Source organism: Hydrogenophaga sp. (assembly GCF_030656115.1).
Lineage (GTDB): Bacteria > Pseudomonadota > Gammaproteobacteria > Burkholderiales > Burkholderiaceae_C > Hydrogenophaga.
Window position 1 is genome coordinate 1 of sequence record NZ_JAUSOO010000030.1, and the last position, 20,186, is coordinate 20,186.

A 20,186-nucleotide genomic window follows, 5' to 3' on the forward strand; every position below is an offset into this window, starting at 1 on the left:
AGTTCGGCAAATACCGGGTCGTTGGCGTCGATGATGCCGTCGCCGTTGGCATCATGGAACTTCAGGGCTTCGAAGCCGTTGACGGCCTTCCAGGCTAAGTGCAGCGGGGTTTCGGAGCCAAAGAGTTCGCGGCCCGAGTCGATGGTGCCGTTGGCGTTGCGGTCCCACACCAGCAGGCCGTCACCGGGGGCCACCCAGCCGGTGCGCTCGGCAAAGCCGTCGGCGGCGTGGTCGAAATACACGCCCGCCCCCAGGCCCACGGTGCCAATGACGCCGTCACCGTCCAAGTCTAGGATGATGGGGGAGGGATAGGTGGAGGCGATTTGGGCTTTTTTCTTGACCTTCTCGATAACACACGTGCCAGGTTGATTGTAGAAAAAACCGTTGAACGTCTGCGTGGCCTGATCCAGCGCGTCAATCTCTGCTTGGCTGAGTCGCTCCCGCGCCTCAACGAGTGCTTGTGCAGCTGAGGCAGCAATGGATGCAGCTGTCAAAGCTACTTTGGCGGGCGATGGAGGGAGGAGGCCAGCGATTGTTCCAGTCACGCCCGCAAGGACACCCAGTCCAGCAGCAAACCTATCAGCAGGCGTTGTTGCATTTTGTAGTGCGGCCAAGTTCAAAGATGCCTGGGCTGCTGCTGCTGCTGGCGCAAGCCCCATTCCGAGACCCCGCAGGAAAGCGGGGGACTCCTTTATTTGCATGGCCGTTGCAGTGCCGGCAACCACGGCAGCCGCCATTGCGCCTACATTGTTTGATTGTCCAAGGCCTGCGTTGTAAGCCGAATTGGCGCCGGCAGTTGCAGCCGCCAGTTCTCCTGCGGTGCCCAGCGCACCTAACGTTTTTGGGATTGCACAAAAGCTCATTTCAACCTCCTTTCATGGAAAATAGAACGGAAATTCCGCCAAACAGAACAAACCACATGAATATCGCCAACCAGAGTCCGGCTGCACGATCAGCCAAGAACACCCTCTCTTCCAATTTCGTTCTTGGGTAAAGCTCGCCCTGTTTGATGTCCTGAGAAGATCCAACGTGACTAAGATTGATGGGGTAGCCATATTCCGAGTAATTTTCCCCGTCAATTTTGCTGGCCGAGTAGAAGTAAAAAAACAGGCCGACAGCGAGGCATAAATACAGCGTGCCAGTCAAACCGGAAAACTCTCTGTGAATCCACGAAACAATCGGAACAGAGGAAATAACCTCATACCAGGCCTTGTTGAATTTCGGCAAAAGCACGATGGCAAACGCCAGAGGCGCGAAGATCAGATGTAGTCGAGTCAGCCACTTGATCTGCCAGTTCACGATTGCTTCGTGAATTGATCGCCGACCAATAACATTTGTATCGGCTGGATCTTTTGGTGGTCTGATCCCATGAATTTTTCGCCACTGATCTTTGCTCAACTGCTTCATTTGTCTTCCTTCACCAAACCCATGTGCATGGCATGCTGCCCCATATTCACCACCTCATCCACCTGCAAGCCCTTCGGCACCTGATGCGTGATGAAGATCATCGTCACCTTGCCCTTGAGCCGGTTGATGGTCTGCGCGAAGTGCTCGGCAGTCTGTTGATCCAGATTGGAAATCGCCTCGTCGAAGATCAGCACCTTGGGCCGCTTGAGCAGGGCGCGAGCGATCGCAACGCGCTGTCTCTGCCCGCCCGATAGCCCCGTTCCTCGCTCGCCAATCTCGGTCTGGTAGCCCTGCGGCAGTTGCTCGATCACCTCATGGATTTCCGCTGCCTTGCAGGCGGCGATCACGTCCTCGAAGCCCGCGTGCGGGTGGGCCATGACCAGGTTGTCGTACACCGTGCCAGAGAACAGCACCGTCTCCTGCGGCACCACGCCAAAGGTGGCCCTGAGTTCGTTGGCCGCCAGTTGGCGAATGTCGCGCCCGTCCAGCGTGATCTGCCCTTCCTGCGGCCAGTAGAAGCCCTGCATCAGTTTGGCCAGCGTGCTCTTGCCGCAACCACTGGGGCCCATCAGCACGGTGAGCTTGCCGGTGGCAATGGCCAGGTTCAGGTGGCGGTAGAGCCAGGGGTGTTGGTCGGAATAGCGGAAGCCCACATCGCGGATGTCGATGCGGCCCTCACCGCCCGCCGAACGTTGCGGGGTGAGGGTGAAGGGCTCCTGCGGCATGTCCAGAATGTCGCCCAGGCGCTTGACCGCCACGCTGGCCTGCTGGAACTCCTGCCACAGGCCAACAATGCGCATCACCGGCTGGCTCATGCGGCTGGCGAACATCTGGAAGGCCACCAGCATGCCCACGGTCATGCCGGCTTCGGGCTGCATCACGTACCAGGCACCGACGATGAGGATGGAGAGCGTCATGACCTGCTCCAGCCCGGAGGCGACCACCTGATAGGTGTTGCTGACCTGCCGGGTGGCAAACCCCGCCGAGAGGTATTGGGCCAGATAGTTGCCGTAGCGTTTGTTGACGTCCGGCTCCAGTTGCAAGGACTTCACCGTCGCCATGCCGGCCAGGTATTCGGTGAGGAAGGCCTGATTACGCGCGCCGAGCAGGAACTGTTTGTCCAGCCGCGCACGGAAGATGGGCACCATGATCAGGCTGGCGATCACGATGAGCGCGAGGATGCCCAGCACGATCAGGGTGAGCTGCCAGCTGTAGGCGAACATCACCGCGAGGAAGATGAACAGGAAAGGCAGGTCGAGCACCAGGGTCACGGCGGCGCCCGAGACGAATTCGCGCAATTGCTCCACGCCGTGCAGGCGGGCGACCAAGGTGCCGGTGGGCCGGGCCTCGAAGTACGGCAGGGGCAGGTGCAACAGGTGGCGCATCACCTTCTCGCCCAGCACGGCGTCGATGCGGCTGCCGGTGTGCAGCACCAGGTACTGGCGCAGCCAGCTCATGCCGCTGGTGAAGAACATGAACACCACCAGAGCCACGCCGAGCACGATGAGTGTGCTCTCAGAATGGTGGGCAATGACCTTGTCGATGATGACCTGGGTAAAAAGCGGCGTGGCCAGGCCGACCAACTGGATGGCAAGGCTCGCCAAGAGCACGTCGCGCCAGATGCGTTTGTGGCGCAGCAGCTCGGGCACAAACCAAGAAAAGCCGAAGGGCTTTTTCTGAGATTCGGGCGCTGCGTTGCGGCTGACGGACTCCGACACCGGTGGGTCGGCCTGCGCCACCAGCAGCAGAACCGGCGCGGCTTGGGCGCGGGCGATGTCGAGCGCCACGTTTTCCGGCGCCGACTGGCCGGGCTTGACCCAGGCCAGAGTGTCGTCGCCGCGCTGGACGATCAGCGCCGGGGTGAGCGGGGTGCTGGATGGTGGCTGGGGTGAGGCGGCACTGTCCGCTTCAGGAGAAGCCGTCTGCGTGGTTTCAGCACTTGGGGCAAACAGCAGCGCCACGGCAGGCAGCGGCAAGGGCGACAGCCCCGCTTCGGGCCAAGGCACCAGCCCGGCCTTGAGGCCGAGCGCGCCCAAGGCCTCGATCAGCGTGGGCAGATTGATCGGCGGCGGAAAACGCTTGATCACCAGCTCCGCATCGAAGGGCTGGCGATAGAGACCGGCCAGGCTCGCCAGGAGCCACAGCGCGGCTTGTGTCTCTACGTGTTCTTCCGAATGGGCAACATTGTCTTGATGCACTCCCTGCATGCTTCGTTCTTCTTTGTCATTGACTATTTACGGCAAAGGTATTGTGAGACGTAAGTCACCCCACAGAAATTTTCCATCGGATTTACCGAAATGAGAGTTCGATGAAGTCTACTACATGCTGTAGCGGCACAGAGCCGTGCAACCAAGATAGGAGACAGGAGTGATCCGGCTGATCCGGGCGTATCTGAACGCTGGGATCATGGATGGCGGGGTGGTGGTCGATCGCCATCTGGGTACGCCGCAGGGCGGACCATTGAGCCCACTGCTGGCCAACGTGCTGCTGGACGAGGTGGACAAGGCGCTGGAGGTGCGAGGCTACAGCTTCGCACGCTACGCCGATGACTGCAATGTCTACGTGGGCAGCCAGAAGGCTGGCGAGCGGGTGATGGCGTACCTGCGCAGGCTGTACACGGGCTTGAAGCTTCAAATCAACGAAGCCAAGAGTGCGGTGGCCAGTGCCTTTGGGCGCAAGTTCCTGGGCTATGAACTGTGGGTGGCCAAGGGCCGGGAGGTCAAATGTGCGGTGGCCCACAAGGCGCTGGACAACTTCAAGGCACGTATTCGGCAACTCACACGCCGCTCGGGCGGGCGCAGCATGGCGCAGGGGGTGGATAAACTGCGGCCCTACCTGCTGGGCTGGAAGGCTTACTTCGGGATGGCGCAAACGCCCAAGGTCTGGCGAAGGCTGGATGAGTGGCTGCGCCACCGGCTCAGGGCGACCCAGCTCAGGCACTGGAAACGGCCAAAGACGATCTACCGGGAACTCAAGGCGCTGGGGGCCAACGAGGATGTAGCCAAACAGGTGGCGGGCAACTGCCACCGCTGGTGGCGAAACGTGCCAAGTTGCTCAACAGCGTGCTGACTATTGCGTACTTTGATGGACTGGGGTTGCCAAGATTGTCCTGACCTCAAACTCTCGAACCGCCCGGTGCGGACCCGCATGCCGGGTGGTGTGGCAGGGGTGCCTCCTATGATGGAGGCCCCTATGCCGATCGGGCTGTGACGAACGGGGATACAGGCAACACAGGCCGGCTTGCGTTGCTCGCATCCTGCGCGCTTTCGAGGATCGTGTCTGCTGAACCACACCTGAGGCGTGCCATGCCTTCATGGGGTTGGATTGTCTGTCCCTCCATGGCCTGGGCTCCTGCGGTGGGGTGGTTCAGGTGGCGCTCTGGGCGCGCCGCGCCAGCAGCTCTTTTTCACGCTGGTTCTCTGACAGCTCGGCGGCTTGCGCGAAGGCGGCACGGGCTTCTTCTGCGCGCCCGAGCTTCTCCAGCAGATCGCCGCGCACCGCCTGCAGCCAGGGGTAGCGCTGCAGGGCTTTGTCTTGCTGCAGCGTCTCGACGATGGCGAGACCGGCGGCGGGGCCTTCGGCCATGCCGACGGCGACAGCCTGGTTGAGCTCGACCACGGGCGAGGGCGCCACGCGCATGAGCTGGGCGTACAGTGCGGCGATGCGGTGCCAGTCGGTGGCGTCGGCGCTGGGTGCGCGGGCGTGGCAAGCCGCGATCTGCGCTTGCAGGCGGTAGCTGCCCGGCGGCTGGTTCAGCGCCTCGGCGCGCGCCAAAGCAGCCAGGCCGCGGCGGATGAGCAGGTGGTCCCAGCGGGCGCGGTTCTGCTGGTTGAGCAGCACCGGCCTGCCTTCGCGGTCGGTGCGCGCTGCCGTGCGCGAGGCCTGGATTTCCATCAAGGCCACGAGGCCATGCACCTCGGCCTGATCGGGCGCCAGCTCGGTGAGCATGCGGCCCAGGCGCAGCGCCTCGTTGCAGAGCTCGGGGCGCATCCAGTCGCCGCCGCTGGTGGCGGTGTAGCCCTCGTTGAACACGAGATAGACCACTTCGAGCACCGAGCCCAGGCGCTCGGCGAGCTGCCCGGCGCGCGGCACTTCGAACGGCACCTGTGCGGCGGCCAGCGAGCGCTTGGCGCGCACGATGCGCTGCGCGATGGAGGCCTCGGGCACGAGGAAGGCGCGGGCGATTTCGTGCGTGGTGAGGCCACCGAGCAGCTTGAGCGTGAGCGCCACGCGCGCGTCGGTGCCAAGCACCGGGTGGCAGGCGGTGAAGATGAGGCGCAGCAGGTCGTCTCCGATGTCGTCTTGCCGGGCGGCGTCGAGCGCGTCCACGAAGTCGGGCACCACATGGGCCTCCTGCGCTTCCAGGTCTTTGGCGATGTCGAGGTGCCGCGCGTCGGCCATCTGGCGGTGGCGCAGGTGGTCGAGCGCGCGGTGCAGGGCGGTGGTCATTAGCCAGGCGCCGGGGTTGTGTGGCACGCCGTCTTTCGGCCAGTGTTCCAGCGCGGTCACCAGCGCGTCTTGCGCCAGCTCTTCGGCCACGCCGAGGTCGCGCACGCGCCGCGCCACCGCCGCCACGATGCGGGCAGACTCGATGCGCCAGACGGCGGCAATGGTGTCGTGGACGGCGGAATGCAAATGCAGTCCTCACCCCGGACCTCTCCCGCTGGCGGGAGGTCCATGGGCACTCACATCTGCGCGGGGGCGGCGGCTTCGTCCATCCAGAACACCTCCCACTGGTGGCCGTCGAGATCGGCAAAGCCGTGCTGGAACATGAAGCCAAAGTCCTTGGGTTCGTTGGGTGTGGTCGCACCGGCGGCCACGGCCTTGGCGATCACGGCCTCGACCTCGGCCCGGCTGTCGACGGACAGCGCCAGGATGACCTCGGTGGCCTGGTGTGCGTCGCCGATGGGCTTTTGGGTGAAGCCCTGGAAGAAGGGCTCAACCAGCAGCATGGCGTAGAAGTTGTCGCCGATTTCCAGGCAGGCGCCCTGCTCGTTGGTGAAGCGCGGGTTGAAGCCGAGGTCCAGGGCCTTGAAGAAGGCCTGCGAACGGGCCATGTCTTTGATGGACAGGTTGACGAAAATCTGGCGGAACATCGTGGTCTCTCCTTGCTGGGGGTTGACGGATGGGATGGGCGGTGATCAGGCTTTCTGGTTCGCTTCCATCTGCTTGAACTTGTCCAGCGCCTCGCTGGGCGGGAACTCGTCGAGCTCGATGAGCTGGCGCAACTCGATCACGGCTTCTTTGCCCTGGCCCGCGGGGTTGGGAAAGCGGCGGCTCCACTCCAGGGCCTCTTCGCGCGAGCGCACCTGGATCAGGGTGTAGCCCGCGATCAGCTCCTTGGCCTCGGCGAAGGGTCCGTCCACGAGGCGCTGCCCGGAAGCGCCGTAGTGGATGCGCCAGCCGGTGCGGCTGGGGTGCAGGCCACTGCCGTCGAGCAGCACGCCCGCGCGCGCCAGTTCTTCGTGGTAGGCGGCCATCTCGGCCATGAGCTCTTCCGGGGCTTCGGGCGTGAGCTCGGCTTCGAACTCGGGGCAGGACTTGACGATGATCATGAATCGCATGGGGGTCTCCAGATTGCCGAGTTGGGTGTCGCCCCCGCCGGGAACACCGCGGAACCGGCTTTGCCGGGCCGCAGGTGTTGCCCCCTTGAGGGGGTCGCGCGCAGCGCGGCAGGGGTGGTCAGGTCTTGCAGGCCGGTGGTTCCATGTCGGGTTGCATCATGCTGTTGTGGTTGCCTTCGGTATCGCGGAACACAACATACGAGCCGACACCGGGAATCGCCATCGGCTCGCCGATCACCTGGCCGCCCGCACCGCGCACGCGCTGCATCGCGGCCTGGATGTCTTCAACGCCGATCACCACCGAAGGGTGTTGCATCGGCCCGTCGCCATTGAAGGGAAACAGGCCCCCGTTGATGGAGCCGAGCGCTGCCTCGGGCGGCATGGGCGGGCGGGCGCCGGGCAGCGCGGTGTTGACCAGCAGGTAGTTGCCCATCTCGGGGCCCAGCATCTGGTGGGTCCAGCCGAAGGCGGCGGCGTAGAAGCGGGCCGCGCGCTCGCGGTCTTTGTAGGGCATTTCGAAGTGCACGACGGCGCACATGGGCACGGTGGTGGTGGTCATGGGTGTTTCCTCAGGTGGGGGTTTCACAGATCGTCTTGAGGGCCTGCAGCGCCTGGGGCCAGGTCTGGTTCATCCAGTCCTCGCAGGTGCCGAACACGTCAACGTCCACCCGCACGCGGGTGCCACCGGCTTCGTCGCTGAACGTGTAGTTTTCATGGCACGGGGTCCAGGCGCGCACGGCTTCGCTGGTGGTGTCTTCCACGCCGTTGTGGATCATGCCGAGGTGGCGGATCGAGACAAACTCGGCCGGCCGGTGTTCGGCGATCTCGGAGAGCATGCCGTCGCCGTTGGGGCCCAGGAAGCGGATCGGCGTTCCGGCATCCCAGCTGCCCTCGTAGCGCGAGCCTTCGCTGAACACCGCGGTCCAGCGCTCGTAGGTGGGCGAGTAGAGGGTGGAGCGCCAGGCGTGTTCGCGCGGCGCGGCAATGTGGATGTCGAAATGCAGGGTGGGCATGGCTGGGCTCCTTCTTGGCTTCAACCTCACGACGAAGCAGCCTGCCGGTTTTCGACACGCCCGGTTTAGGGGAAAACCCGGGTCAGGCCAGATGCCCGTCGAAACAGGGCGCGAGCGGGCGCACTTCGACGGTGCACCACTGTGCGGCGGGGCAGCGCTGGGCGATGGCGATGGCTTCCTCGCGGTCCACGTTTTGCAACAGAAAGAAGCCGCCGATCATCTCCTTGGCCTCGGCGAACGGACCGTCCAGGGTTTTCGACTGTCCGTCCGCGTGGCTGACGCGCACGGCCGCGTCCAGCCCCGCCAGCGACTCGACCGCCTTGAGCTTGCCCTGGGCCGACAGCCCCTGGCCAAAAGCGACCATGGCGGCATAGGCCGCGCGGCCCTCGGCTTCGGTGCGGGTGGCGCGCTGGCCGACGGGTTCGTGGATCAGAAGCATGTAGGACATCAGGGTGCCTTGGTTGATATCAGGGTGCCATGCTACACAGGTGCCCCTTCGCCGAAAAGCGCCGGTGCTCAGGGCGCCGGTGTGCAAGCTGCGTCCCGGCGCCTGGGATGGGGTCTGCAACGCTTCACCACGTATCCGCGGCGAGATGATTCACCACCGGTGCGCGTTCATGCAGTTGCCCGAACGATCCGCAGGACGCCAAGACCTTGAGCAAAGTGGCCGGCACCAAGATCGACGAAGCCTTCATCGGCAGCTGCATGACCAACATCCGCCACTTCCGCGCAGCGGCCAAGCTGCGCGGCGGCAGCCGCGACATCCCCGTCAAGCTCTGGGTGGCACCGCCCACCCAGATGGATGAGAGCGAGTTGATCAAGGAAGGCCACTACGCCAGCTTCGGCGCCGCCGGTGCCGGGGCTGAGATGCCCGGCTGCTCGCTGTGCATGGGCAACCAGGCGCAGGTGCGCGAGATCGCCGCGCCGGCGTTCTCAGCGCTGCGCTCGCCCAGCGAGGCATCGATGTTGACCTCGCTCATGTCGTTGACGATGACCGCCACGCAGCCCTTCGCGGTTGGCCAGCACGTGGTTCAGAGGGTGGTTTTGCCGGCGCCCAGAAAGCCCGAGAGCACGGTCACGGGCAGGCGGGTGTCGGCCTTTTGCGGTGCGGTGAATCCCATGGTGTTCCCCTCACTGGCCCCGCACCGCCTGCGTCAAGGCCGTGGTGTTGAAGCGCATCATGGCGATGTAGCTGGCGGAGGGGCCGTCGGTGGCAGACAGCGAGTCGGAATACAGCGCGCCCGACGGGTTGGCGCCGGTCTCGCGACCGATCTGCTCAATCAGGCGCGGGTCGGCAATGCTTTCGACAAACAGCGCTTTGATGTTTTCTTTTTTGATCTGCCGCACCAGTTGCGCCACGCCTTTGGCCGAGGCCTCACTCTCGGTGCTCACACCCTGTGGGGCCAAAAAATTCACGCTGTAGGCTTGGGCGTAATAACCAAACGCATCGTGCGAGGTGATGACCTTGCGTTGTGCCGCAGGGATGGTGGCCCAGGCGGTGGTGATGTCCGTGTCCAGCGTTTTGAGTTGGGTGGTGTAGGCAGCGGCGTTGCGCTGGTAGGTGTCGCAGCCGGCTGCGTCGGCGGCACACAGACCTTTGGCGATGTTGCCCACATAAATCAACACGTTGGGCACGCTTTGCCAGGCGTGCGGGTCGGGTGCGCCGTGGCCGTGGTCGTGCCCTTTGTGGTGGCCGTGGTTGGCGCCTTTGAGTGGCTTGATGCCCTGGCTTACCACCACCTGCTGGCCGCGGTAGTTGGCGGTTTTGAGCAGGCGGCTCATCCAGCCTTCAAAGCCCAGGCCATTGGAGAAAACCACTTGCGCCTGGCTGACTTGGCGGGCTTGCGTGGGTGTGGGCTGGAACACATGGGCGTCGCTGCCCGGGCCTACCAGCACGTTGACAGACACGCGATCACCACCCACTTGGCGCACCAGGTCGCCCAGAATGCTGAAGCTGGCCACGGCCTGGATGGGGGTTTGTGCCCAGCTGAATGGGCTAACTGCGCCCAGCGCCAATGCCAGGGTGGCGAGTGAAGTGTGGCGGCGTGCGGATGATGGGTGGTGGGTGCTGGTCATGCAATGTCTTTCAATGGTCTAACGGGAAGGAGCGAAATGCGGGAATGGCCTGTCCCTGCGCATCAGCCGCGCAGGTGGGTGGTCGCAGGCCGTTGGTGGCGCAGCAGACCGTGGGGCGCGAGCAGCAAGGAGCCGAGGTACAGCACGCCCAGGCAGAGCACGATGACCGGGCTGGTGGGCCAGTCGGCGTGGTACGACAGCAGCAGGCCTGCGAAGCACGCGAGCAGCGCGAGCGCGGTGGCGGTCACCAGCAGCGGCCCCATGCGGCGCACCCAAAAACGCGCAGTGGCGGCGGGCAGCACCATGATGCCCACGGCCATGAGCGTGCCCAGCGCATGAAAACCCGCCACGAGGTTGATGACCAGCAGGCCCAGAAAGCCGTAATGCGCCACCGGGCTCCAGCGGCTGACGCTGCGCAGAAAGCCGGGGTCCAGACATTCCAGCACCAGCGGGCGGTACAGCAGCGCGAGCGACACCAGCGTGACCGCCGAGATGCCGCCCAGCAGGGCCAGCGCGGCGTCGTCCAGCGCCAGCACGGTGCCAAACAGCACATGCAGCAGGTCCACACTGTTGCCGCGCACCGAGACGATGAGCACACCCAGCGCGAGCGAGAGCAGGTAAAACGCGGCCAGGCTGGCGTCTTCGCGCAGCACGGTGTTGCGCGCCACCAGGCCCGAACCCACCGCCACCGTGAGCCCGGCCACGATGCCGCCGATGGTCATGGCGGTGAGCGACAAACCCGCCACCAGGTAGCCAATGGCCGCGCCGGGCAAGATGGCGTGGGCCATGGCGTCGCCGGTCAGGCTCATGCGGCGCAACATCAAAAAAACGCCCACAGGCGCGGCGCTGAGCGACAGCGCCACACAGCCCACGAGCGCGCGGCGCATGAAGCCGAATTCAGCGAAAGGGCCGAAGATCGTGCTGGTTGCGATCCAGGCGTCCAGCGCGGGCCACCAAGGGGTGCTGCTCATGGGCTGGCCTTTTCTGGGGTGTTGGTGGGGGCTTGTGCGTGTGCTGGCTGGTGCCGATGAGCGTCTTGGTGGTCGGGTGGATGCAGCGGCGCTGGCGGCTGGGCTGCGGCTTCGGCCTTGCACAGCGGCGCGTCGTCGTCAAACGGCTCCTGCATACGCTGGGCTTGCGCCCAGTGGGCGCTGGTGAGTACGCTCTCTGTGGGCCCCCAGGCCACGCGCTCGCGTGCCAGCAGCAGCGCGAGTGGAAAGTGCGCCCGCACCTGGGCCAGGTCGTGCAGCACGGCCACCACGGTTTTGCCCTGCGCGTGCCAGCGGTGCAGCAGGGCCAGCAGGTCGTCGGTGGTGCGGTTGTCCACGGCGGCAAAGGGCTCGTCCAGCAGCACCACCGGCGCGTCTTGCAGAATCAGGCGGGCAAACAGGGCGCGCTGCAATTGGCCGCCCGAGAGCGTGTCCAGGCTGCGTTCTTCAAAGCCGGTCAGGCCCACGGCGGCCAGCGCGGCGTCGCATTGTTGGCGGTGTTGGGCGCTGAAGCGGCGCAGCGCGCCCACTTGGTGCCACAAACCCATGGCCACCATGTCGCGCACCGGAATGGGAAAGCTGCGGTCCAGCTCGGTGTGTTGCGGCAGCCATGCAATGCGTTGCGAGGCCAGCCCCCGCAGCTGCCCGCTGATGGGGCGTAACTGGCCGGCCAAGGCCTTGATGAGGGTGGACTTGCCCGCGCCGTTGGGGCCTACCAGCGCCACCAACGAGCCGGGCGCGATGGTCAGGCTCAGGTGGTGCACGGCTGGGTGCCGCTCGTAGCCCAGTGTGAGGTTGTCCAGCTCAATAGTGGGTCGCTGGGCGGGCTTGCTCGTGGTCATTGTCAAGGTGCACCTTCAGGCCATGGGCCGTGTGGCCCAAACCAGTACAGTGGCCAATGCGCCGCACAGCGCCAGTGCCCACAGGCCACGCAGCAGCGCCGAGTGCTGCAATAGGGATCTTTTGCCGGCGCGTTGCCGGGTGGCCGCTTGACGGTGTGAGTCGTGTCGGGTGGGGTGGCGGTTCATGGCGGAGTGCGGGTAAGATGTTGCAACTGAATTGCAATAACGCTGCATCATAACGCAACCAAGTTGCGTTATTGGAGACCTGTACCATGATCGAACGTGCGTCGAAAGAACCTGCGGCGGTGCCTGCCGAGATGCAGGTGCTGCTGGAACAGGCTGGCCTGCGCCGCACGCTGGCTACCCGCGCCGTGCTGGGTTTGTTCCTGGCCAACCCGCAAGGCTCCATCACCCACGCCCAGGCGCAGCAGTCACTGACAGCGCGCGGGCTGGATATCAACCGCGTCACGCTCTACCGCCTGCTGGACCGCCTGGCGGCCTGCGGCGTGCTGCAGCGCCATGCCGACGATGGCGCCCGCACCTGGCGCTTCAGCCTGGCCGACGCGCCTCAGGACGGTGTGGTGCCCCGGTTTGAATGTGACGCTTGCCACCGCCAGTTTCGATTGACCGAAGCCAGTGAGCCGACCCGTGCCGTGGCCACCGACCTGTTTCGCACTCTGGCCAGCCTGGGCCACCAGGGCCAGCGCGTGGACCTGTCGATTCATGGCACCTGCGCTGGTTGCATACCGGCTGCACCAAACGGCAACCAGGAGCCGCTGGCGTGATTCAGGCGCAAGGGGTGGCTTTTGCCTACGCCGGTGGGCAGGTGCTGCGGTTCCACGATGTCGCGGTGGAGCAGGGCGGCACGGTGCTGCTGCGCGGGCCATCGGGCAGCGGCAAGTCCACCTGGCTCGCACTGGCGGCGGGCTTGCTCACACCCACTGCGGGTGTGCTGCAGGTGGCTGACCAGGATGTGGCTATGCTGAGCCGCAGCGCCCGCGACGACTGGCGCGCGCGCACGGTGGGGTTTTTGCCGCAAAAGCTGCATCTGAGCGAAGCCCTCACGGTGGCCGACAACCTGGCGCTGGCGTTTTTCGCTGCCGGTCTGCCGGTGGACAACACCGCCATCGCGCAGGGTTTGGCGGCCTTGGGCGTGGGCGACTTGGCCACCCGCAAACCCGTCCATCTGTCAGGCGGGCAGGCCCAGCGCGTGGCCCTGGCCCGCGCGTTGCTGCTGCGCCCGCGCGTGGTGCTGGCCGACGAACCCACTGCCAGCCTGGACGACGACGCCTGCGCCACCGCCTTGCAGCGTTTGCAGCGCAGTGCCCAGGCCTGTGGCGCCACGCTGGTGGTGGCCACGCACGATGCGCGGGTGCTGCAGGCGCTGCCGCAGGCCCAGGTGCTCGCGTTTGACGCCACCGCACGTGAGGTCACCGTATGAATGTGTTCACGCTGTCGTGGCGCTACCTGTGGTCGCGGCCGATGGCCACGGTGCTCAACCTGCTGCTGCTGGCGCTGGGGCTGGCGTCCATGGCCTTCGTGCTGATCGCACGCGACCAGGTGGACCGAGCCTTCGAACGCGACCTGGCCGGCATTGACCTGGTGGTGGGTGCCAAAGGCAGCCCCATGCAGCTCATTTTGGCGGGTGTGTTTCATCTGGATGTACCGCCAGGCAACATTGCGCTGGCCGATGTGCAGCAACTGCAGCAGCATCCGCAAGTGGCCCAACTGATCCCGCTGAGTCTGGGCGACAACCTGGAAGGTTTTCGCATTGTGGGCACCACAGAGGCCTACCCAGCCCATTACGGTGCCCGATTCGCGCAAGGGGCGCTGTGGCAGGCGCCCATGCAAGCCGTGCTGGGCACACAGGTGGCTGCGCGCACCGGCCTGCGGCTGGGGCAAGCTTTTGTGGGTGCCCACGGCCTGGGCACAGGTGGTGCTGTTCACGCCGAAGCCGCGTACACCATCACCGGGGTGCTGGAGCCGTGTGGCTGTGTGCTTGACCGGCTGGTGCTCACTGCCACCGAGTCGGTGTGGAAAGTGCATGACGACATGCACGCCACCGAAGACATGGACGAAGAAGACCGCGCCGCGCTGGCCGCCGACCGCGAAGTCACGTTGGCACTCATCACTTACCGCACGCCGCTGGCGGCGGTGAGTTTTCCGCGCTTCATCAACGACAGCACCGCCATGCAGGCGGCCGCGCCGGCGGTGGAGATCACGCGTCTGCTGAGCATGGTTGGCGTGGGCACGCGGGTGTTTCAGGGGTTGGGCGCGGTGTTGCTGGCCGTGGCGGCGCTGTCGGTTTTCATTGCGCTGTGGAGCGCAGTGCGTGAGCGCCGGGGCGACCTGGCCATGCTGCGCATGCTGGGCGCTTCACCGCTGAAGGTGGGCACGCTGCTGCTGTGTGAAGCCCTGTGGCTGGCCGTGTTGGCCTGCGTGCTGGGCCTGCTGGCTGCGCACGGCTTGGTGGCGCTGCTGGGTGACCTGTTGATGGCCGAGCAGTCGCTTGCCATCACAGGCTGGCAATGGGTGCGCACCGAGGTGTGGGTGCCCGTGCTGGCGTTGGGGGTGGCGCTGTTGGCGGCGGGCTTGCCCGCGCTCAGCGCCTACCGTTTGGATGTAATGCAACTGTTGAATTCGAGGTGATGACCATGAAGAAATATGCGATGTTTTTTGCTGCTGCAGCCCTGCTGAGTACCGCGGCGCTGGCCCAGCATTCCGACAAAGAGCGCAAGGAAGATGCTGCGCGTCACCGAGCCATGGCCACAGCCCATGAGAATGCAGCGAAATGCCTGGAGTCGGCCAAGAGCGAAGACATGTGCCTGAAGGAACTTCAGGTCGCGTGCAAGGGTCTGGCCATTGGCAAATATTGCGGCATGAAGCACGCGCATTGAGCGCACTTCTGCGGTTCCGTTTGGGGGGCGATGCCCCCGCCGCCCGCACCAACCATCCCATGAGTCCGCTGGTATGAAACATTTTTTTCGTTGCCCAGGGGCGTGGCTTGCAGTGCTGTTGCTGGGGGCGGCGCCTGTCCAGGCCCAAGTGCTCTCGTCGCCGCTGGGCACGCCATCGCCGTCCAAATCGAGTCCTGCAGCTTCGCCCGCGGCTGCTGCGGTGCCGCACGGGCAGGGCGCCGGGGTGCACAGCCCGCTGAGCCCGTTCGCTCCGCTTCCGCAGCGCACCGACGTGGTCGCTTGGTCGCAGCTCACCAGCGTGACCACCCGCGTTGAAGACCGGCGCATGGTGCCGGTCTACCCCAAGGCGGTGACCGCACTTCATCAGAAAACGATTCGCGTGCAGGGCTTCATGATGCCACTGCAGGTGGGCGAGCAACAACGCCATTTCCTGCTCTCTTCGGTGCCGCTGACCTGCTCCTTTTGCATACCCGGTGGACCCGAAAGCATGGTCGAGGTGCACACCAAGGAACCGGTGAAATACAGCCTCGGTGCGGTGGTGGTGGAGGGTCAATTTCACGTTCTGCAAAACGACCCCTATGGGCTCTACTACCGCATCACCGACGGCGTGGGTGTGAAGTGAGGTCGATCCGCATCCTCTTGCGCAAGTCTTTTTTTGTGCGACAGCCCACAGCCCGTGTGGGCGATACCATCGGCGGGTGACTCTCTCCAACCACCCCGTTATCGTCTCCCTCACCCCTGTTTTTTTGCTGATTGCCCTAGGCTATCTGGCTGGGCGCTTGCACTGGATACGCGAAGCCGCCGTCAAAGACCTGTCCAACCTGGTGTTTCTGCTGCTGATTCCGGCCCTGCTGTTTCGCACCATGAGTGCGGTGCATGTGCAAACGCTGGACCTGCGACCTGTGGCCGCTTACTTCCCGGCTGCGCTGACTCTGTTGGGCGTGTCCATCGCCTGGCGAGGTTTCAACCGTACCAGCGTGGTGATGGCACTGGGGGGCGTGTTTTCCAACATGGTCATGATCGGCATCACCCTGGTGGAGCTGGCCTACGGCAAGGCCGGCTTGGTGACGCTGCTGACGCTGGTATCGGTGCACGCACTGATTTTGCTCACAGTGGGTTCCGTGGTGCTGGAGTTGGCGGTGGCGCGTGAGGCGCGGGCGGGCGGTGAGCGGGCGCCCCACGTGCTGCAGACCGCGTGGTCGGCCTTCAAAGGTGCACTGATTCACCCCATTCCGCTGCCCATCCTGAGTGGCCTGCTGTTTGCGCAGACAGGCTGGGCGCTGCCTGCGGTGGTGGACAAGCCTTTGCAGTTGTTGGGCAACGCGTTTGGTCCACTCTCGCTGGTGATGGTTGGTGTCACGCTGGCCAGCACCTCACTGGGCGGTCACTTGCGACAAGCGCTGTGGATCACCGCATCCAAAAACCTGGCGCTGCCGCTCCTCGTGGGCTTGTCTGCCTGGGCGTCGGGCATCACTGGGCTGCCGCTGACCGTGATGGTGGTGGCCGCCGCATTGCCCATGGGCGCCAACGTGTTTTTATTTGCTCAGCGCTACGAAGTGGCCCAAGAACTCACCACCACCAGCATGGGGCTGTCCACCGTGGCTGCACTGCTCACGCTGAGCCTGGTCATGCTGCTGATGTCGTGGGTGGGCTGACCTTTCCTGAAGGCGGCCACGGACCATGCGCTATTGGCTGATCTTGCGGGCTTCTTCGATCTGGTATTCAAAATAGTGCTGAATGCCATAGGCCAGGCTGCCCATGAACGACACCGTGCCCAGCAGCAGCCCCAGCACCAGTGCGCCAATGGTCAGCCAGTTGGTGGCGCCGGCGCTGGCCTCGTCATCGCTGCCGGGGTTGAACCAGCGGTTCCACTTGGTGCGGTCGCTGAGCGCGTAGACAATGCCCGCCAGGCAGCCTGCGGCCACACTGGTGCCCAGAAACGGGATCAGTACCCAGGCCAGTTTGTCGTCCTGTCCCAAGGCTTGCACCCGGTTCATGCCCCACCAGCCCAGACCCGCTGCCATGGGGTGCAGCCAGCCGATCCAGTCACCCAGGCCGCGCAAATAAAAACGGTGCAAGCCCATGCTGCCCCCCAGCACCGCCAGCCAGGTGGCTACCGTCTTGTTCTTGGCTCGGGCGCTCATGCGGGGTCCTTGGGGGGTGTGCTGTCGCCAGCGCCCAGGGGCTTTTGCATCAACACAATGTCGAGCCAGCGGCCAAACTTCCAGCCGCACGAGGTGATGACGCCCGCAGGCTCGAAGCCCAGCGCGCGGTGCACACCAATGGACCCTGCGTTGGCCGAATCGCCAATCACCGCCATCACCTTGCGCACACCGGCGCGCTCCAGTGCCGCCAGCAGCTCGGCCAACAGGGCGCGCCCCAAGCCTTTACCGGCGGCTTCTGGCGCCATGTAAATCGAGTCTTCTACAGAAAAACGGTAAGCCGGCCGTGGTTTGAACCAGTTGCCATAAGCAAAACCCAGCACTTGGCCGCCATCTTCCACCACCAGCCAGGGCAAGCCCTTGGCCAGCACGTCGGCGCGACGGGTTGTCATGTCGGCCGTGCTGGGTGGGGTGGTTTCAAACGTGCCGGTACCGTGCAGCACATGGTGGTCGTAAATGCGGGTGATGGCGTCGAGGTCTTCGTCTCGGCTGGGGCGAATCAGGGGCATGGATAACAAAAGGTTGGGTGGCCAAGAGGCCGAAGTGGCTGAGTCGGTGGGGTCGCTGGCCGGACTGCCAACAGGGGGCTATAATCGCGGGTTTTGCGGCGTTTCGCTGACCGGGTGGTCAGTCGTGTGTCTCAAGCGTTGCAATGAAACGGGTTGACAAATCGGATGAAGTTCAGCCGATGAAAACCCGGTGAGGTGCTGATTGTGGTGCCTCTCCACCCGAAGGATAAATCATGGTCGTCATTCGACTCTCCCGCGGCGGCTCCAAAGCCCGTCCTTTCTACAACATCGTGGTTGCTGACAAGCGCAACCGCCGCGATGGCCGCTTTATCGAGCGTATCGGTTTCTACAACCCCCTGGCCCGTGGCGGTGAAGAGCCCCTGCGTATCGCTCTGGACCGCCTGACCTACTGGACCGGCGTTGGCGCCGAGCCATCGGACACCGTGGCCCGCCTGGTCAAGCAAAACGCTGCCAAGGCCCCTGCGGCTGCCGTTGCCGCTGCCTGATTTCAGGTCTGCGCAATCCCGTGAGCTATCCCACGTCTGGCGCTTTCAAGGCGTCTTCCCTGCCGGCTGATGCCATTGAGCTTGGCCGATTCCAGGAGGCGTGGGGCCTCAAAGGCTGGCTTCACATCCTGCCGCACAGTGCCGATACCGAGGCGCTGTTTGCCTCCACCGAATGGTTCTTGCAGCCGCCCGAAGCCCGCTTCGCGCGCGGTTTTTCCGCGTTTCCGGGCTGTGTCACGGTCCAGATTGCCGAGATCAAGGTCCATGCCGATGGTGTGGTGGCCCGCATTGATGGCATTGACGACCGCAATGCGGCCGAAGCCCTCAAGGGTGTGCGCATTTATGTGCCTCGCAGTGCCTTTCCGGCCACGCCCGAAGGCGAGTACTACTGGGTTGACCTCATTGGTCTTGATGTGGTCAACCGTGAAGGTGTGCACCTGGGCATCGTGCGCGACCTGCTGACCACCGGACCCAATTCGGTGCTGGTGCTTGAATACACCGAAGTGGTCGACGGTGCCCAGCGCACCGCCGAACGCATGATTCCGTTTGTGTCCGCCTATGTGGATGGTGTGGACACGTCCGCCCGCCGCATCACGGTGGACTGGGGCATCGATTACTGACCTTGATGGCCCTGCGCTGCTTCCCGGAGTGGCGCCATCTGGGCTGTACCCGGTTCTGTGGTGGTGGGTGCTGATACCCTCCCCAGGGTTCTTTCGTTTGGCGCTACAGCGTGTCCAGACGCGCGCACGACAATACCCGCCATGCGATTCGACGTCATCACCCTGTTTCCAGAGCTGTTTGCCCCGTTTTTGACCTGTGGCATCAATCGCCGTGCGTTTGAGGCTGGATGGGTCGATGTGCGCTTGTGGAATCCGCGCGATTTTGCCGAAGGCAATTACCGCCGGGTGGATGACCGGCCGTTTGGCGGCGGCCCCGGTATGGTCATGATGGCCGAGCCGCTGTGGCAATGCCTGCAGGCGGTGCGTGCTGAGCGTGCCGATCTCCCTACAACACAGGCGCCCGTGGTGCTGTTTTCCCCCATTGGCGACCGGCTTGACCATGCCGCTGTGGAGCGGTGGTCACACAGTGCAGGCGCGGTGCTGGTGTGTGGCCGTTATGAAGGCATTGATCAGCGTTTCATTGATGCTTGTGTGGACGTGCAGATCAGCCTGGGTGACTTTGTGTTGTCGGGCGGTGAAATTGCGGCCATGGCGCTGCTGGATGCCGTGGCACGCTTGCAGCCCGGGGTGTTGAACGATGCGGGCAGCCACCAGCAGGACAGCTTCAACCCTGCGCTGGATGGTTTGCTGGACAGTCCGCACCACACCCGCCCGGAAACGTGGCAAGGCCCCCAAGGGCCTGTCGGTGTGCCTGAGGTGTTGCTGGGTGGTCACCACGAGCGTATTGCGCGTTACCGCCGTGAGCAAAGCCTGTCGCTCACGGCCCGCCTGCGCCCCGATCTGCTGGCCCAGGCGCGTGAACGGGGTGCCTTGTCTGCCGCCGATGACCGCTTTCTTCACACAGTTCAGCTCGATTCAGACGGGCTATAATCCAAGGCTTTTCGATCCTCTGACCGGCCGCCGTGACCGGGCCAGCCCGCAGTCGGTACAAGCTTTGTGCCCGCTGGACAGGGCCCCTGCCGGATTCGTGGCCTTTAGTGCAGCGCGGGCATGATCGTGAAATCAGGAAACCATGAACCTCATCCAGACCCTTGAGCAAGAAGAAATTGCTCGTTTGAACAAAGTCATTCCCGCGTTTGCACCTGGCGACACCGTGATCGTCAGCGTGAACGTGGTCGAAGGCACCCGCAAGCGTTTGCAGGCTTACGAAGGCGTGGTCGTTGCCCGCCGCAACCGTGGCCTGAATTCCAGCTTCATCGTGCGCAAGATATCCAACGGTGAAGGCGTGGAGCGCACGTTCCCGCTGTACAGCCCGTTGATCGCCAAGATCGAAGTCAAGCGCCGTGGTGCTGTGCGCCGTGCCAAGTTGTACTACCTGCGCGAGCGCAGTGGCAAGTCGGCACGTATCAAGGAAAAACTGGGCGCGTAAAGCCAGGGGCATTCGTTGCCCTGGATATCGCCAAAAAGCCGCTCCGAAGAGCGGCTTTTTCATGTGCGCCCAGCATGGGCGCACTCCTGCGGGTGCAAGTCCCGCCGCAAGTTGACCAAGACGAGCGAAGCGAAGCGCAACCGCATGAGGG

Annotated in this window: 24 protein-coding genes and 4 pseudogenes; 12 read left to right on the forward strand and 16 right to left on the reverse strand. The window is 64.3% G+C overall.

What is annotated here, in order from left to right; all coding sequences use genetic code 11:
- The 3 genes and pseudogenes from Q7J58_RS03415 to Q7J58_RS03425 form a co-directional block, all read right to left on the reverse strand.
- Positions 1–863: pseudogene (locus Q7J58_RS03415) on the reverse strand (hypothetical protein); the annotation flags it as partial.
- A 1-nt stretch (position 864) separates the two neighbouring features.
- Positions 865–1,407, reverse strand: a complete 543-nt coding sequence (locus Q7J58_RS03420; protein WP_304823445.1) for a hypothetical protein — start codon at positions 1,405–1,407, stop codon at positions 865–867.
- Positions 1,404–3,614, reverse strand: a complete 2,211-nt coding sequence (locus Q7J58_RS03425) for an ABC transporter transmembrane domain-containing protein (RefSeq protein WP_304823448.1) — start codon at positions 3,612–3,614, stop codon at positions 1,404–1,406. Before Q7J58_RS03425 ends, Q7J58_RS03420 begins: the two co-directional genes overlap by 4 nt.
- Before the next feature lie 79 nt (positions 3,615–3,693).
- On the opposite strand from Q7J58_RS03425, the pseudogene Q7J58_RS03430 reads away from it, so the two are divergent.
- Positions 3,694–4,520 (forward strand): annotated as a pseudogene (locus Q7J58_RS03430) (group II intron maturase-specific domain-containing protein); the annotation flags it as partial.
- Between the two features lie 253 nt (positions 4,521–4,773).
- On the opposite strand, the gene Q7J58_RS03435 reads toward Q7J58_RS03430, so the two are convergent.
- The 6 genes from Q7J58_RS03435 to Q7J58_RS03460 all read right to left on the reverse strand — a co-directional run bounded on the left by Q7J58_RS03435 (position 4,774) and on the right by Q7J58_RS03460 (position 8,432).
- Positions 4,774–6,042 carry a DUF6596 domain-containing protein gene (locus Q7J58_RS03435; protein ID WP_304823451.1) on the reverse strand — a complete coding sequence of 423 codons (1,269 nt, stop codon included), beginning with the start codon at positions 6,040–6,042 and terminating at the stop codon, positions 4,774–4,776.
- Positions 6,043–6,092: 50 nt separating this feature from the next.
- The gene (locus Q7J58_RS03440; RefSeq protein WP_304823454.1) at positions 6,093–6,503 is read right to left on the reverse strand and encodes a glyoxalase/bleomycin resistance/extradiol dioxygenase family protein; all 411 of its coding nucleotides are present in this window, start codon (positions 6,501–6,503) and stop codon (positions 6,093–6,095) included.
- 45 nt (positions 6,504–6,548) lie between these two features.
- Positions 6,549–6,971, reverse strand: coding sequence for a YciI family protein (locus tag Q7J58_RS03445; protein ID WP_304823457.1), 423 nt, complete (start codon positions 6,969–6,971; stop codon positions 6,549–6,551).
- A 118-nt stretch (positions 6,972–7,089) separates the two neighbouring features.
- The gene (locus Q7J58_RS03450; RefSeq protein ID WP_304823459.1) at positions 7,090–7,530 is read right to left on the reverse strand and encodes a VOC family protein; all 441 of its coding nucleotides are present in this window, start codon (positions 7,528–7,530) and stop codon (positions 7,090–7,092) included.
- 10 nt (positions 7,531–7,540) lie between these two features.
- Positions 7,541–7,984, reverse strand: coding sequence for an SRPBCC domain-containing protein (locus tag Q7J58_RS03455; protein WP_304823462.1), 444 nt, complete (start codon positions 7,982–7,984; stop codon positions 7,541–7,543).
- Between the two features lie 82 nt (positions 7,985–8,066).
- A complete protein-coding gene (locus Q7J58_RS03460; protein WP_304823464.1) occupies positions 8,067–8,432 on the reverse strand; it encodes a YciI family protein in 366 nt (121 codons plus the stop codon).
- A 176-nt stretch (positions 8,433–8,608) separates the two neighbouring features.
- On the opposite strand from Q7J58_RS03460, the pseudogene Q7J58_RS03465 reads away from it, so the two are divergent.
- Positions 8,609–8,899, forward strand: a pseudogene (locus Q7J58_RS03465) (aconitase family protein); the annotation flags it as partial.
- A gap of 35 nt (positions 8,900–8,934) precedes the next feature.
- Here the strand turns inward: Q7J58_RS03465 and Q7J58_RS03470 are convergent.
- From Q7J58_RS03470 to Q7J58_RS03490, 5 genes and pseudogenes are all read right to left on the reverse strand, one after another.
- A pseudogene (locus Q7J58_RS03470) lies at positions 8,935–9,105 on the reverse strand (GTP-binding protein); the annotation flags it as partial.
- Positions 9,106–9,115: 10 nt separating this feature from the next.
- Complete coding sequence (locus Q7J58_RS03475; RefSeq protein ID WP_304823467.1) at positions 9,116–10,060, reverse strand: metal ABC transporter substrate-binding protein; 945 nt, start codon at positions 10,058–10,060, stop codon at positions 9,116–9,118.
- Between the two features lie 62 nt (positions 10,061–10,122).
- On the reverse strand, positions 10,123–11,031 hold the full coding sequence (locus Q7J58_RS03480; protein ID WP_304823470.1) for a metal ABC transporter permease: 909 nt from the start codon (positions 11,029–11,031) through the stop codon (positions 10,123–10,125).
- Entirely contained in the window at positions 11,028–11,891 is an 864-nt protein-coding gene (gene aztA / locus Q7J58_RS03485) for a zinc ABC transporter ATP-binding protein AztA (protein ID WP_304823505.1), read from the reverse strand. Before aztA ends, Q7J58_RS03480 begins: the two co-directional genes overlap by 4 nt.
- 15 nt (positions 11,892–11,906) lie before the next feature.
- The gene (locus Q7J58_RS03490) at positions 11,907–12,077 is read right to left on the reverse strand and encodes a hypothetical protein (RefSeq protein ID WP_304823473.1); all 171 of its coding nucleotides are present in this window, start codon (positions 12,075–12,077) and stop codon (positions 11,907–11,909) included.
- Between the two features lie 86 nt (positions 12,078–12,163).
- Between Q7J58_RS03490 and Q7J58_RS03495 the strand changes: the two genes are divergently transcribed.
- The 6 genes from Q7J58_RS03495 (at position 12,164) to Q7J58_RS03520 (ending at position 16,464) form a co-directional block, all read left to right on the forward strand.
- A complete protein-coding gene (locus Q7J58_RS03495; RefSeq protein WP_304823476.1) occupies positions 12,164–12,676 on the forward strand; it encodes a Fur family transcriptional regulator in 513 nt (170 codons plus the stop codon).
- On the forward strand, positions 12,673–13,332 hold the full coding sequence (locus Q7J58_RS03500; protein ID WP_304823479.1) for an ATP-binding cassette domain-containing protein: 660 nt from the start codon (positions 12,673–12,675) through the stop codon (positions 13,330–13,332). Before Q7J58_RS03495 ends, Q7J58_RS03500 begins: the two co-directional genes overlap by 4 nt.
- Positions 13,329–14,540: an ABC transporter permease gene (locus tag Q7J58_RS03505; protein ID WP_304823482.1), complete on the forward strand. Its 1,212-nt coding sequence runs from the start codon at positions 13,329–13,331 to the stop codon at positions 14,538–14,540. The genes Q7J58_RS03500 and Q7J58_RS03505 overlap by 4 nt, the downstream gene beginning before the upstream one ends.
- 5 nt (positions 14,541–14,545) lie before the next feature.
- The gene (locus tag Q7J58_RS03510) at positions 14,546–14,788 is read left to right on the forward strand and encodes a hypothetical protein (protein WP_304823508.1); all 243 of its coding nucleotides are present in this window, start codon (positions 14,546–14,548) and stop codon (positions 14,786–14,788) included.
- 73 nt (positions 14,789–14,861) lie between these two features.
- The gene (locus Q7J58_RS03515; protein ID WP_304823485.1) at positions 14,862–15,431 is read left to right on the forward strand and encodes a DUF3299 domain-containing protein; all 570 of its coding nucleotides are present in this window, start codon (positions 14,862–14,864) and stop codon (positions 15,429–15,431) included.
- Positions 15,432–15,507: 76 nt separating this feature from the next.
- Complete coding sequence (locus Q7J58_RS03520) at positions 15,508–16,464, forward strand: AEC family transporter (RefSeq protein WP_304823488.1); 957 nt, start codon at positions 15,508–15,510, stop codon at positions 16,462–16,464.
- Positions 16,465–16,494: 30 nt separating this feature from the next.
- On the opposite strand, the gene Q7J58_RS03525 is transcribed toward Q7J58_RS03520, so the two are convergent.
- The gene (locus Q7J58_RS03525) at positions 16,495–16,953 is read right to left on the reverse strand and encodes a hypothetical protein (protein ID WP_304823490.1); all 459 of its coding nucleotides are present in this window, start codon (positions 16,951–16,953) and stop codon (positions 16,495–16,497) included.
- Positions 16,950–17,480 carry a GNAT family N-acetyltransferase gene (locus tag Q7J58_RS03530; protein ID WP_304823492.1) on the reverse strand — a complete coding sequence of 177 codons (531 nt, stop codon included), beginning with the start codon at positions 17,478–17,480 and terminating at the stop codon, positions 16,950–16,952. The genes Q7J58_RS03525 and Q7J58_RS03530 overlap by 4 nt, the downstream gene beginning before the upstream one ends.
- Before the next feature lie 233 nt (positions 17,481–17,713).
- Between Q7J58_RS03530 and rpsP the strand changes: the two genes are divergently transcribed.
- The 4 genes from rpsP (at position 17,714) to rplS (ending at position 20,035) form a co-directional block, all read left to right on the forward strand.
- A complete protein-coding gene (rpsP, locus tag Q7J58_RS03535) occupies positions 17,714–17,986 on the forward strand; it encodes a 30S ribosomal protein S16 (protein WP_304823494.1) in 273 nt (90 codons plus the stop codon).
- A gap of 20 nt (positions 17,987–18,006) precedes the next feature.
- Positions 18,007–18,606, forward strand: coding sequence for a ribosome maturation factor RimM (gene rimM / locus Q7J58_RS03540; RefSeq protein WP_304823497.1), 600 nt, complete (start codon positions 18,007–18,009; stop codon positions 18,604–18,606).
- Positions 18,607–18,747: 141 nt separating this feature from the next.
- Complete coding sequence (gene trmD / locus Q7J58_RS03545) at positions 18,748–19,536, forward strand: tRNA (guanosine(37)-N1)-methyltransferase TrmD (RefSeq protein WP_304823500.1); 789 nt, start codon at positions 18,748–18,750, stop codon at positions 19,534–19,536.
- 142 nt (positions 19,537–19,678) lie between these two features.
- Positions 19,679–20,035 carry a 50S ribosomal protein L19 gene (rplS, locus tag Q7J58_RS03550; RefSeq protein WP_304823502.1) on the forward strand — a complete coding sequence of 119 codons (357 nt, stop codon included), beginning with the start codon at positions 19,679–19,681 and terminating at the stop codon, positions 20,033–20,035.
- Positions 20,036–20,186 lie beyond the last annotated feature (151 nt).